The following is a 12,182-nucleotide window of genomic DNA, read 5'->3' as shown; positions in this document are numbered from 1 at the left end:
ATTCCTTGAAAAACGGTGTTCAAGCCTGGCCGGCGCTAAACGTCATCGCCACGCCATTCATGCAATAACGCAAGCCGGTCGGTTTTGGTCCATCGTCGAACACATGGCCGAGGTGGCCGCCGCAGCGGCTGCAATGCACTTCCGAGCGCAGCATGCCGAACGAGGTATCGCTGCTGTCGCTGACCGCGTGCGGCAACGGCTCCCAGAAACTGGGCCAGCCCGTGCCGCTGTCAAACTTGCGGCTGGAAGAAAACAAGTCCAGCTTGCAGCCGGCGCACGCAAAACGGCCGGCCCGGTGTTCGTTATTGAGCGGGCTGCTGAACGGCCGCTCGGTGGCCTCGCGCCGCAGCACGGCGAACTGGTCGGCGCTGAGCAGCGCGCGCCACTCGGCGTCGCTATGCATGACGGCAAACCTGGCGGCCGGCTGGCCGGCGGCCGCAGCGGCCGGCATGGCCAGCGCGTGCCATTGGAACAGGACCGCCGCGCCCACCGCGGTGCTGGCGCCGGTGACAAGGAATTTCCTTCTCGATTGCATGATCGCTCCTGATGGAAATGAAAAGATATGCACTATTGTTCCCCGCAAGCGGTCGCCGAATCCTCACGTAAAGTTAAATTAAATGTGATATTTATCTTTTAAAATTCATGCACAATGAAAGCGCCACGGTTTTGCCAAAGCAAAAACAAGGCAATAAACGTGCAAAGGTAATCAACTTGCAACAACTGGAAAGAACATCATGGATTTACCCAAACGCGTCTTGATTGTCGAAGACGATATGCACCTGGCCGGCTTGCTGACCATGCACTTGAAGGACGAGGGCTACGCGGTGACCCATTGCGCCGACGGCTACGCCGGCCTGGTCCAGCTGGGACAAGGCGGCTGGGACGCGCTGATCCTCGACTTGATGCTGCCCGGCGTGGACGGCCTTGAAATCTGCCGCCAGGCGCGCGCGATGACGCGCTACACGCCGATCATCATCACCAGCGCGCGCGCCAGCGAAACCCACCGCATCGTCGGCCTGGAACTGGGCGCCGACGATTACCTGGCGAAACCGTTTTCGGTGCTGGAACTGGTGGCGCGGGTCAAGGCGCTGCTGCGCCGGGTCGATGCGATGGCCAGGGAGCGCCGCGGCGATACCGGCAATATCGAATTGAACGGCCTGTCGCTCGATCCGCTGGCGCGCGAAGGCAAGGTGAATGGCAAGCGCCTCGAATTGACGCCGCGCGAATTCGACTTGCTGTATTTCTTCGTCAAGCATCCGGACAAGGTATTTTCGCGGATGGATTTGCTGAACCACGTCTGGGGCTACCAGCACGACGGTTATGAACATACTGTCAACACCCACATCAACCGGCTGCGCGCCAAGATCGAGACCGATCCAACCGATCCGCGCCGCATTCTGACCGTGTGGGGCCTGGGTTACCGCTTCGCCGCCCATCCGGGGCCGGCGGCATGAACTTGACGCTCTCGCAACGCCTGTCGATCGCGTTCTCGGTATTGCTGCTGGCCTGTTGCGGCGCCTCGGCATGGCTGCAGATCCGCGCCAACGACATGCATGAACAGGAAGTGGTGCAAGGCTTGTCGCGCGGCCTGGCGGAAAGCATCGCGGTCGACACCCAGATCATGGGCGACGACGGCTTGCGGCCGGACGCGCTGCGGCGCCTGTTCGGCCGCCTGATGAACGTCAATCCCAGCGTCGAAGTGTATTTGCTCGATAGCGCCGGCAAGATCATCGGCCACGCGGCGCCGGCCGGCCATGTCAAGCGCGACCGGGTCGACCTGGCGCCGCTGCGCCGCCTGCTGCAGGGCCAGCCGCTGCCGATCCAGGGCGACGACCCGCGCAGCGCCAGCGGCCGCAAGGTATTCAGCGCCGCCGCGCTGCATGCGGGCGGACGCGAGGCCGGTTATGTCTACGTGATCTTGCTGGGCGAGGCGCACGACCGGATCGCCGCGCGCGTGTCGGCCAGCAATGTGCTGCGCACCACCTTGTGGTCGATGGCGGTGGTGGCCCTGCTCGGCTTGCTGGCCGGCTTGATGGCGTTCCGCCTGATCACCCGTCCGCTGCGCCGGCTGACCGACACCATGCGCGACTTCGACACCAACGCCAATCCGCTGCTGCTGCCGGCGCCGCACGCCCATGCCGCCGGACGGCGCGATGAAATCGCCGTGCTCGACCTGGCCTTCAGCCAGATGGCGGCGCGCATCGGCGAACAATGGCACAGCCTGACCCAGCTGGACCAGGACCGGCGCGAGCTGGTGGCCAATATCTCGCACGACTTGCGCACGCCGATGGCCTCGCTGCATGGCTACCTCGAAACGCTGTTGCTGAAAAACCAGACGCTGTCCGCCGACGAACGCAAGCGCTACCTGGAGATCGCGTTGAGCCAAAGCCGCAAGGTCGGCCGGCTGGCGCAAACCCTGTTTGAACTGGCCCGGCTGGAGCACGGCTTGATCGAACCGGAACGGGAAGATTTTTCGCTCAGCGACTTGATCCAGGACGTGTTCCAGAAATTCGAATTGCAGGCGCAAGCGAGCCAGTCCATCCTGAGCGCGGTATTGCCGCGCGGCGCCGCCATCGTCAACGCCGACCTCGGCATGATCGAACGGGTATTGACCAACCTGATCGACAATGCGATCCGTCATACGCCACCCGGCGGCGCGATCGAAGTGGCGCTGGAACAGGCCCACGGCAGCGTGCAGGTGACGGTCAGCGACAGCGGCCCCGGGATTGCGCCCGAGCTGTTGAGCAAGCTGTTCAAGCGGCCGTTCGGGCTGGGCGACGAACGCCGCAATGGCGGACTGGGCCTGCTGATCGTGCAGCGCATCGTGCAACTGCACCAGAGCGACATCCAGTTGCTGGCCGTCGAAGGCAAAGGCGCGGTATTCCGTTTCGCGTTGCAGACGCCGCGCGCCTGATCCTGCGCTCCGCATCAGCACACAAGCAGACTGGGCAAGATCTGCCCAGTCTGGTTATAATCAACGCGCGCCTGCCCTCGCAACACAGTCTGCGCGGTATCAAATTGCCGCAAGCGCAGGTTTTTACAGGCATTTTTCAGATATCCACAGCAACTGTGGATAAAGTTGTTGATAAGCACCCCTTGACAGCCTGCAAGCCCAGTATTGATGCGGGTTTCAACAAATTGCCCATTCGACAGGCAATATTTTCCCCCAATAAAATCAACGACTTATAAAGCTAAAATTGAGATGTATCAAAATATTTCTGTCGACTTGAAAATATATTTTGTGTGCATAAGTGATAGCCAAGGGTGTGTGCGGAATCCTTTGACAAATGTTCCGCACAAGCATAGTGTCGGTCACGGACAGTGATCCTTACCGATAGCGTGCTTGCAGGGGGAGTTTATCCACAAGGGACAGACATGGACGCCAAACCAGGTAACGATGACGCCGATTCAGGCTGGCTGATCGACGAGGATTTGCCCGCCGAGGAACATCAGGCGGACAGCGCCAATGCGGCGCCATGGCGCATCCTGATCGTCGACGACGATGTGGATGTGCATGTCGTCACCAAATTTTCACTCAGTAACACCAACTTCCAGGGCCGCCGCCTCAGCTTCCTGCACGCCTACAACGGCGCCGAAGCGTTGGCCGTGCTGCGCAACAATCACGACATCGCCATCGTCTTGCTCGACGTAATCATGGAAACCAATCACGCCGGCTTGCAAGTGGCGCGGCAAATCCGCGAACAATTGCACAACCATTTGGTGCGCATCATCTTGCGCACCGGCCAGCCCGGCCAAGCACTGGAACACAGCATCATCGTCGATTACGACATCAACGATTTCTGGTGCAAGACCGACTTGACCACGCGCAAACTGTTTACCACGGTGATTACGTCGCTGCGCACTTATGCCAGCCTGGCCGAGGCCGAACAGCGCCTGGTCCACGCCAGCGCGGCGCTGGCCCGGGCGCACGCGGCGCCGCTGCACATCGGGCTGCGGGCCGATGGCGCGATCGACAGCGCCAACGATGGCTGGTGCGCGCTGGTCCAGGCGCCGCGCGAACAATTGCTGGGACTGCCGTTGTCCGGCATGCTGGCGCAACCGCAGCAAGCGCTGTTCGATGCGTTAACAGACCGGCAGGCCTGGGCCGGCGACTTGACCGTGCACGACCGGACAGGCGCCAGCCATGCCTTAAAAGCATTGCTGATTTCCACAGAACAAGATCCGCTGGCCACGCTATTGTTGAGTGCGGCCAGCCCGCAAAAAACGGATCAGCATGGTTGACTTTTAGTAAAAAATCCATACCACTGGATACCCATCCAGTGGACCGGTTTACCGCCTTTGGGGGGGCGGCAAGGCGGCTCCAAAATCGTCTGTCAAGCGGTCAGATCAAAGCTTGTTTTTGTAAGTGGCGGATTGTTAAGCACTTTTTCAGATATCCACACCGACTGTGGATATCTTTGTGGATAAGCGCCTCTTGACAGGTCCGCAAGCGAGTCCCCATGCGGGTTTCAATAAACTGCCCATTCAAACAGCAGAAATAAATCCGTATAAAATCAAGTACTTACAAAATCACCGATTATCACGACAAAATAATTTAGACCATTTCTTGAAGTCAAAATCTGTGCATAACCCATGCAAAATGATCAATCCGGCAAGCCTTATAAGCGGTCCGGAAGGCAAGTTTTTATCTTGTGTGACTATCAAGACGCCACCAAAGTTGCATGCGGGCTTCAATGCTGGGTCTTGCGGCGCTGCTCAGGATGCAGCAGCACGCGCTCGATCAGGCCGGCGTCGACGTTGTAAGACTTCAGGTATTCAACCGCACAAATGGTATTAAAATTGGCCTGCACCGAAATACCCATATCGACCACCTGTCGCTGCGCTTGATCCACGCGCTGGTGAAACAGTTTTGATGCCACCGGGGCAGCAGGAGCTTGCAATAGTCTGGGTGTATTCATCGCTATCCTCTGGTTGATCAAGATCGCCATCATTGGACCGGGAGAATCAGGCCGCGTTGCAAGCAGTATTGGTCAAGACCCTGCAAAGTCAATCCCTACTTGCCATCCGGTGCGCAGCCGCTCATTTCTGCATGGACAAGGCGGCGCGGCCAGCGCCATAATGCGCAGATGACGCCCGCCCCTCCTCCTCCCGCAGCGCCGCCCGACTTGCCGCGCCCCCGTCCCTCATCGCTGGGCGATCTGTTCATCTCGTTTACCTTATTGGCCTTGCAAGGTTTTGGCGGCGTGCTGGCCGTGGTGCAGCGCGAACTGGTCGACCGCAAACGCTGGCTGACCCAGGAAGAATTCATCGAAGACTGGGCTGTCGCGCAAATCATGCCGGGACCTAACGTGGCCAATCTGGCATTGATGGTCGGCGGCCGCTATTTCGGCCTCAAGGGTGCCTTGAGCGCGCTGGCCGGCATGCTGGCCGTGCCGCTGGTGCTGGTGATCCTGCTCGGCTTGCTGTACACCCGCTTTGGCGACCATCCCAACCTGACCGGCGCGCTGCGCGGCATGGCCGCCGTGTCCGCCGGACTGATCGCCGCGACCGGCTTGAAACTGGCGGCGGCGCTGAAAAAACATCCGCTGCCGCTGTACCTGAGCGTCTGCATCTGCCTGCTGGGCGTACTGTCCGTCGCGGTGATGCACTGGCCGCTGTTCTACATCTTGCTGGTGCTGGGCGGCGCCGGCTGCATCATGACTTACCGCAGGCTGGCGGCATGAGCGCGCCGCTGCAACTGGTACTCGGCGTTGGCGACTGGTTCAGCCTGTTCGGTCATTATTTGCTGCTATCGCTGATGTCGGTCGGCGGCGCCATTTCGACCTCGTCCGAAATGCACCGCTACCTGGTCGAACAAAACCACTGGCTGACGCAGGCGCAATTCAATGAATCGATCGCCATCGCCCAGGCCGCGCCCGGCCCGAATGTCTTGTTCGTCGCCTTGATGGGCTGGAATGTCGGCTTGAACGCCGGCAGTTATGCGGCGGCTTTCCTCGGCGTATTTGTCACCATGTTTGGCATCATGCTGCCCAGTACCACCTTGACCTATCTGGCGGCGCAATGGGGCTACCGCAACCGCGACTTGCGCGGCGTGCGGGCGTTCAAGCAAGGCATGGCGCCGGTGGTAGTCGGCTTGCTGATTTCGACCGGCATCATCCTCGGCGGCGCCAATCACACGCTGGCCACCGACTGGCCCTTGTGGACGCTGTCGGTGCTGGCCGGCCTGCTCATCTGGCGCACCAAAATCCACTTATTGTGGCTGCTGGGCGCCGGCGCGCTGCTGGGCTGGTTGAACCTGGTGTAATCCGGCTACACCGCCAGGTGGCGTTTCACGTCGTCGCCATCCATTTGTTCCGGCAAGCCGCTGGCCACCACTTCGCCGCGCGACAGCACGACAAATTTGTCGGCCAGTTCGCGCGCGAAATCGAAATACTGTTCGCACAGCAAAATCGCAATATCGCCCCGCTCGCGCAACAAGCGGATCACCCGTCCGATATCCTTGATGACCGATGGCTGTATGCCCTCGGTCGGTTCGTCGAGGATGATCAATTGCGGCTTGGCCAGCAAGGCGCGCGCGATCGCCAATTGCTGCTGCTGGCCGCCGGACAGGTCGCCGCCGCGCCGGTGCAGCATTTCCTTGAGCACCGGAAATAATTCATACACTTCGCCATCGATGACCGAGGCGTTCTTGCCGCTATGCACCGCCATGCCCATCAGCAAATTTTCCTCGACCGTCAGCCGGGCGAAAATTTCCCTGCCCTGCGGCACGTAGGCAATGCCCAGCCGGGCACGCTCGTGCGGCGTCAATCTGGTGATGTTGCGTCCGTTAAAGGTCACGCTGCCTTGCGCTGCCGGCAGCACGCCCATCAGGCATTTCAGCAAGGTGGTCTTGCCGACGCCATTGCGGCCCAGCAAAGTCAGGCATTCGCCCTGGTCGAGCGACAGCGAGACGCCGCGCAAGGTATGCGACGAACCGTAATATTGATGTAATTGTTCGACTTGCAGCATGGGTTTCCTTCCGCGTTAGCGTCCCAGATAAACTTCGATGACACGTTCGTCGGCTTGCACCTGGTCCATGCGGCCTTGGGCCAGCACCGAACCTTCATGCAGCACGGTGACGATGCCCTGTTGCGCGATTTCCGTCACGAACCCCATATCGTGTTCGACCACCATGATCGAATGCTTGCCACGCAATTCGTTCAGCAATTCGGCGGTGCGCGCCGTTTCGGCGTCGGACATGCCGGCCACCGGTTCATCGAGCAAGATCAGTTGCGGTTCCTGCATCAGCAGCATGCCGATTTCCAGCCATTGCTTCTGGCCGTGCGACAACAAACCGGCCAGGCGGTTTTCCTGGCCTTGCAGCCGTATCAACTTCAGGATGTCATCGATCTTGCCCTTTTGCTCCGACGACAGGCGGGCGAACAAGGTCGGGCGCACCCGCTTGTCCATCTTCATCGCCAGTTCCAGGTTGTCGAACACGCTGTGCTGCTCGAACACGGTCGGGCGCTGGAACTTGCGGCCGATGCCGGCGTGGGCAATCTGGTATTCCGTCATTTTCGACAAGTCCATGGTCTGGCCAAACCACGCGGTGCCGGAACTGGGCCGGGTCTTGCCGGTGATCACATCCATCATGGTGGTCTTGCCGGCGCCGTTAGGGCCGATGATGCAGCGCAATTCGCCGACCGAGATATCCAGGTTCAGCTTGTTGATCGCCTTGAAGCCGTCGAAGGACACAGTAATGTCTTCCAGGTACAGGATCGCGCCGTGCGTCGTATCGACACCCTCGCCCTTGACGCGGCCATACGAGACGCCCTGCTGGCCGCTATATTGTTCGTGCTTCATGCAGCCTCCTGGTTTGCCGGTTCGGTGGCTGCGTTCACTTCCCCGCCGCGTTTGAACGTGATTTTCTGCATCAATCCCAGGATGCCTTTTTGCATGAACAGCGTCACCAGGATGAACAGCAGGCCCAGCGCGAACAGCCACAAGTCCGGCAAGGCCGCCGTGAACCAGCTTTTCAAGCCATTCACGGCGAAGGCGCCGATGATCGGTCCGATCAGCGTGCCACGCCCGCCGACGGCGGCCCAGATCACCATTTCAATCGAGTTAGCAGGCGACATTTCGGACGGATTGATGATGCCCACTTGCGGCACGTACAAGGCGCCGGCGATGCCGCACAGCACCGCCGACAAGGTCCACACAAACAGCTTGAACCACAGCGGGTTGTAGCCGATGAACATCAACCGCGATTCCGAATCGCGCACGCCCTGCAATACCCGGCCCAATTTCGAGGTGACGATCAGCCGGCACAGCAGCAGCGCGCCGAGCAGCAATAGCAGCGTCACCAGGAACAGCACCGCCTTGGTGCCCGGCGCGGTGATGCTGTAGCCGAGGATGCGCTTGAAGTCGGTAAAGCCGTTATTGCCGCCAAAGCCAGTGTCGTTGCGGAAAAACAGCAGCATGAAGGCGTACGTCATCGCTTGCGTGATGATCGAGAAATACACGCCCTTGATGCGCGAGCGAAATGCGAAAAAGCCGAAGATGAAGGCCAGCACACCCGGCGCCAGCACCACCAGCGCCATGCAATACCAGAAGTTGTCGGTCAGCGACCAATACCAGGGATAGGTTTTCCAGTCGAGGAACACCATGAAATCCGGCAAATTGCTTTGATACACGCTGTCGCGGCCGATGGCGCGCATCAGATACATGCCGTGGGCATAGGCGCCGAGCGCGAAAAACACGCCGTGGCCCAGCGACAGGATGCCGGTGTAGCCCCACACCAGGTCGAGCGCCAGCGCCGCCAGCGCGTAGCACATGAATTTGCCGACCAGCGCCACCGTGTAGCTCGATACGTGCAAGGCGTGGCCGTCGGGAAAGGCCAGGTTCAGCAGCGGCAGCAAGGCGGCCAGCACGGTGCACAAGGCGATGCCGGTCCAGGCCGGACGCGAAAACAGGGAATGGGATGCGTGCATGGTGTGCATTAGTCGATGCTCCGTCCCTTCATCGCGAACAAGCCTTGCGGCCGGCGCTGGATGAAGATGATGATGAATACCAGGATGGCGATCTTGGCCAGTACCGCGCCCGCCACCGGCTCCAGGAATTTATTGACTTCGCCCAGACCGAGCGCGGCGATCACCGTGCCGGCCAGCTGGCCGACGCCGCCCAGCACCACCACCATGAAGGAATCGACGATATAGCTTTGGCCCAGGTCCGGGCCGACATTGCCGAGTTGCGACAAGGCCAGGCCACCGAGGCCGGCGATACCGGAACCGAGGCCGAAGGTCAGCATGTCGATCTTGCCGGTGGACACGCCGACGCAATCGGCCATGCGGCGGTTTTGCGTGACGGCGCGCACGAACAGGCCCAAACGGGTCTGGTTCAGGATCAGCCACACGGCCACCACCACGAACAGCGCAAAGAAAATGATGACGATGCGGTTGTACGACAGCACCAGCGAACCGAGCACCGTGATACCGCCCGACATCCACGACGGATTGGCGACTTCGACGTTTTGCGCGCCAAAGATGGTGCGCACCAGTTGCATCAGCATCAGGCTGATGCCCCAGGTCGCCAGCAAGGTTTCCAGCGGCCGGCCATACAGCCAGCGGATCACGCTGCGTTCCAGCACCACGCCGACCGCGCCAGCCACCAGGAATGCCGCCGGCAAGGCGACGATCAGGTAGGCGTCGAGATAGGCGGGCAGGAATTTACGGAACAGCAATTGGCAGACATAAGTGGTGTACGCGCCTATCATCAGCAATTCGCCGTGCGCCATATTGATGATGCCCATCAAGCCGAAGGTGATCGCCAGGCCCAGCGCGGCCAGCAGCAGCACGCTGCCCAGCGATATGCCGTAAAACAGCTTGCCGACCAATTCGGTGCGCTGCACCCGGCCCTTGATCGCTTCGATGGTGGCCACCGCCGCGATGCGCACCGTTTCGTCCGGTTCGACATTTTTATCGAGCATGCCCTGTAATTGCGGCAACAGCCTGGCGTCGCTGCTGGCCGCCAGTTGCAGCACGGCGGCCTTGCGCAAGGCCACTTCCGGCGCATGCAGGTTGGCCGTGGCGATCAGCAATTCCAGGATCTGCCGGATGGCGGGATCGGCTTCCTTTTGCCACGCCTTGCGTATCAGCGGCACTTGCGCCGCATCGATCGATTTTTGCAAATCCTGCGCCGCGGCCAGGCGTTGCCCGCGATCCGCCGCAAACAATTTCAAGCCGGATAAAGCGCCGTCGACCGCCGCCCGCAAGCGGTTGTTGACCACCACGCCATCGGCGCCGTCCGGCACCGGACCGGTCTGGCCGGTGGCCGGGTCATACGCCTTGTCGCCGTCGACGATCAAGAGTGTGCCGTCGGGCAGCGCGTACAGGGTTTCATTCTTTAGCGCCAGCAAGACCTTGCTGGCGTCGTCATTGGCCAGCGCGGCGATCCGGGCCACCGCCGCGAGGCGCGCATCGGGGTCGTCGCCGGCCAGCGGTGTCAGCATGGCCGCGTCGATGGCGGCGTGGGCCAGCAGCGATTGCAGGCACAAACAGCCCAGCAGCAGCAATTTATTGATCAGCTTGAGTCTCATTATTTTCCTGAGTGTTCCTGGATGACGTGGTGTGACAGGATTTTGGGCAACAGCCGCCCCTGCCGCAAAATAAGCGGCACAGGCCGTATCAGGCGCGCTGATACGGCCGACAACACAAGATGACATTTACAGCTTTTGCTTGCCTTCGTTACCCACGATATACGGGCTCCACGGCTGGGCGCGGATCGGCTCCCTGGTTTTCCACACCACGCTGAACTGGCCGTCGGCCTTGATTTCACCGATCATCACCGGCTTGTGCAAATGGTGGTTGGTGGCGTCCATCGTCAGCGTAAAACCGGATGGCGCCTTGAAGCTTTGGCCGGCCATCGCCGCGATCACTTTATTGGTGTCGGTCGACTGGGCTTTTTCGACGGCTTGCGCCCACATATGGATGCCGACATAGGTCGCTTCCATCGGATCGTTGGTCACCACCGAGGCAGCGTTCGGCAATTTCCTGGCCAGCGCGTACGCCTTCCATTGCTTGATGAACGCTGCGTTGACCGGATTCTTGACCGACTCAAAATAATTCCACGCCGCCAGATGGCCCAGCAAGGGCTTGGTATCGACGCCGCGCAACTCCTCTTCGCCGACCGAGAACGCCACCACCGGCACATCGGTCGCCTTCAAGCCGGCATTGCCGAGTTCCTTGTAGAACGGCACATTCGAATCGCCATTGATGGTCGAGATGACGGCGGTCTTGCCGCCGGCCGAGAATTTCTTGATATTGGCGACAATGGTTTGATAATCGGCATGGCCGAACGGGGTATAGACTTCGCTGATGTCGCTGTCCTTGACGCCCTTGCTTTTCAGGTAGGCGCGCAGGATCTTGTTGGTGGTGCGCGGATACACGTAATCGGTACCCAGCAATACAAAGCGCTGGGCGCCGCCGCCATCCTTGCTCATCAAGTATTCGACGGCCGGTATCGCTTGCTGGTTCGGCGCGGCGCCGGTATAAAACACATTCTTTTCCAGCTCTTCGCCTTCGTATTGCACCGGGTAAAACAGCAAGCTGTTCAATTCCTTAAAGACCGGCAATACCGACTTGCGCGAGACCGAGGTCCAGCAACCGAATACCGCCGCCACCTTGTCTTGCGCCACCAGCTGGCGCGCTTTTTCGGCGAACAGCGGCCAGTTCGACGCCGGATCGACCACCACCGCTTCCAGCTTCTTGCCCATCACGCCGCCCTTGGCGTTGATTTCATCGATCGTCATCAAGGCCACGTCTTTCAGCGAGGTTTCCGAAATCGCCATCGTGCCCGACAGGGAATGCAGGATGCCGATCTTGATGGTGTCGGCGGCAAAGGCGGATGGCATGAAGGAGGATGTCGCTAAAGCCAGTGCTCCGGCTGCGGTCGCTTTCAAAACGGTACGTCGTGACATGGTTGCTCCTGAAGTGATGAAAATCAATGGGTTTGCAAGGATGACGCTACCCAGTTGATAAAGCAGAATGCATGCCATGTAGTTATTGGTGCAAATGAGGCGCCAGACTATCTTTTTGGTGCGTTCGCGTGCGCTGTCCTGGTGATTTTTCAAGAAAAAGTGCACGGAGTGACTTGAAATGGTGCACTGTGCACGATTACGGGCGAAAACACGCGCCGGATGGGCGGCTAGTCATCCACAACGTCAGCGGCCCGGTGCACGGCCCCGG

General features: G+C 60.1%; 12 protein-coding genes. 5 read left to right on the top strand and 7 right to left on the bottom strand.

What is annotated here, in order from left to right:
* Nucleotides 1-19: 19 nt before the first annotated feature.
* Nucleotides 20-535: a peptide-methionine (R)-S-oxide reductase MsrB gene (gene msrB / locus GJA_RS08640; RefSeq protein WP_038491011.1), complete on the bottom strand. Its 516-nt coding sequence runs from the start codon at nt 533-535 to the stop codon at nt 20-22.
* Between the two features lie 199 nt (nt 536-734).
* On the opposite strand from msrB, the gene GJA_RS08635 reads away from it, so the two are divergent.
* From GJA_RS08635 to GJA_RS28210, 3 genes are all read left to right on the top strand, one after another.
* Entirely contained in the window at nt 735-1,454 is a 720-nt protein-coding gene (locus tag GJA_RS08635; RefSeq protein WP_038491008.1) for a response regulator transcription factor, read from the top strand.
* The gene (locus tag GJA_RS08630; protein ID WP_038491006.1) at nt 1,451-2,914 is read left to right on the top strand and encodes a sensor histidine kinase; all 1,464 of its coding nucleotides are present in this window, start codon (nt 1,451-1,453) and stop codon (nt 2,912-2,914) included. Before GJA_RS08635 ends, GJA_RS08630 begins: the two co-directional genes overlap by 4 nt.
* Before the next feature lie 461 nt (nt 2,915-3,375).
* Nucleotides 3,376-4,242, top strand: a complete 867-nt coding sequence (locus GJA_RS28210) for a response regulator (protein WP_242404488.1) — start codon at nt 3,376-3,378, stop codon at nt 4,240-4,242.
* 449 nt (nt 4,243-4,691) lie between these two features.
* Here the strand turns inward: GJA_RS28210 and GJA_RS08620 are convergent, their stop codons facing one another.
* The gene (locus GJA_RS08620) at nt 4,692-4,919 is read right to left on the bottom strand and encodes a hypothetical protein (RefSeq protein WP_051781383.1); all 228 of its coding nucleotides are present in this window, start codon (nt 4,917-4,919) and stop codon (nt 4,692-4,694) included.
* A gap of 168 nt (nt 4,920-5,087) precedes the next feature.
* On the opposite strand from GJA_RS08620, the gene GJA_RS08615 reads away from it, so the two are divergent.
* Both GJA_RS08615 and GJA_RS08610 read left to right on the top strand, forming a co-directional pair.
* On the top strand, nt 5,088-5,684 hold the full coding sequence (locus tag GJA_RS08615) for a chromate transporter (protein WP_051780514.1): 597 nt from the start codon (nt 5,088-5,090) through the stop codon (nt 5,682-5,684).
* Entirely contained in the window at nt 5,681-6,265 is a 585-nt protein-coding gene (locus GJA_RS08610; protein ID WP_038490996.1) for a chromate transporter, read from the top strand. The genes GJA_RS08615 and GJA_RS08610 overlap by 4 nt, the downstream gene beginning before the upstream one ends.
* Before the next feature lie 5 nt (nt 6,266-6,270).
* On the opposite strand, the gene urtE is transcribed toward GJA_RS08610, so the two are convergent.
* The 5 genes from urtE to urtA form a co-directional block, all read right to left on the bottom strand.
* Nucleotides 6,271-6,969: an urea ABC transporter ATP-binding subunit UrtE gene (gene urtE / locus GJA_RS08605; protein ID WP_038490992.1), complete on the bottom strand. Its 699-nt coding sequence runs from the start codon at nt 6,967-6,969 to the stop codon at nt 6,271-6,273.
* A 15-nt stretch (nt 6,970-6,984) separates the two neighbouring features.
* Entirely contained in the window at nt 6,985-7,803 is an 819-nt protein-coding gene (gene urtD, locus GJA_RS08600; RefSeq protein WP_038490989.1) for an urea ABC transporter ATP-binding protein UrtD, read from the bottom strand.
* Nucleotides 7,800-8,930 (bottom strand): urea ABC transporter permease subunit UrtC, encoded by a 1,131-nt coding sequence (gene urtC, locus GJA_RS08595; RefSeq protein WP_422567930.1) that lies wholly within the window; start codon nt 8,928-8,930, stop codon nt 7,800-7,802. Before urtC ends, urtD begins: the two co-directional genes overlap by 4 nt.
* Before the next feature lie 8 nt (nt 8,931-8,938).
* Nucleotides 8,939-10,534, bottom strand: a complete 1,596-nt coding sequence (urtB, locus tag GJA_RS08590; protein ID WP_038490983.1) for an urea ABC transporter permease subunit UrtB — start codon at nt 10,532-10,534, stop codon at nt 8,939-8,941.
* A gap of 126 nt (nt 10,535-10,660) precedes the next feature.
* Nucleotides 10,661-11,914, bottom strand: a complete 1,254-nt coding sequence (gene urtA / locus GJA_RS08585) for an urea ABC transporter substrate-binding protein (RefSeq protein WP_038490980.1) — start codon at nt 11,912-11,914, stop codon at nt 10,661-10,663.
* Nucleotides 11,915-12,182 lie beyond the last annotated feature (268 nt).

The sequence above is a fragment of the Janthinobacterium agaricidamnosum NBRC 102515 = DSM 9628 genome (genome assembly GCF_000723165.1).
In the GTDB taxonomy this organism is placed as follows: domain Bacteria; phylum Pseudomonadota; class Gammaproteobacteria; order Burkholderiales; family Burkholderiaceae_D; genus Janthinobacterium; species Janthinobacterium agaricidamnosum.
This window is presented reverse-complemented; position numbering and strand designations above follow the sequence as displayed.

What these genes read in the sequence shown, in the direction of transcription:
- msrB (WP_038491011.1), bottom strand. Translation starts at nt 535, where the DNA reads ATGCAATCGAGAAGGAAATTCCTTGTCACCGGCGCCAGCACCGCGGTG.
- GJA_RS08635 (WP_038491008.1), top strand. Translation starts at nt 735, where the DNA reads ATGGATTTACCCAAACGCGTCTTGATTGTCGAAGACGATATGCACCTG.
- GJA_RS08630 (WP_038491006.1), top strand. Translation starts at nt 1,451, where the DNA reads ATGAACTTGACGCTCTCGCAACGCCTGTCGATCGCGTTCTCGGTATTG.
- GJA_RS28210 (WP_242404488.1), top strand. Translation starts at nt 3,376, where the DNA reads ATGGACGCCAAACCAGGTAACGATGACGCCGATTCAGGCTGGCTGATC.
- GJA_RS08620 (WP_051781383.1), bottom strand. Translation starts at nt 4,919, where the DNA reads ATGAATACACCCAGACTATTGCAAGCTCCTGCTGCCCCGGTGGCATCA.
- GJA_RS08615 (WP_051780514.1), top strand. Translation starts at nt 5,088, where the DNA reads ATGACGCCCGCCCCTCCTCCTCCCGCAGCGCCGCCCGACTTGCCGCGC.
- GJA_RS08610 (WP_038490996.1), top strand. Translation starts at nt 5,681, where the DNA reads ATGAGCGCGCCGCTGCAACTGGTACTCGGCGTTGGCGACTGGTTCAGC.
- urtE (WP_038490992.1), bottom strand. Translation starts at nt 6,969, where the DNA reads ATGCTGCAAGTCGAACAATTACATCAATATTACGGTTCGTCGCATACC.
- urtD (WP_038490989.1), bottom strand. Translation starts at nt 7,803, where the DNA reads ATGAAGCACGAACAATATAGCGGCCAGCAGGGCGTCTCGTATGGCCGC.
- urtC (WP_422567930.1), bottom strand. Translation starts at nt 8,930, where the DNA reads ATGCACGCATCCCATTCCCTGTTTTCGCGTCCGGCCTGGACCGGCATC.
- urtB (WP_038490983.1), bottom strand. Translation starts at nt 10,534, where the DNA reads ATGAGACTCAAGCTGATCAATAAATTGCTGCTGCTGGGCTGTTTGTGC.
- urtA (WP_038490980.1), bottom strand. Translation starts at nt 11,914, where the DNA reads ATGTCACGACGTACCGTTTTGAAAGCGACCGCAGCCGGAGCACTGGCT.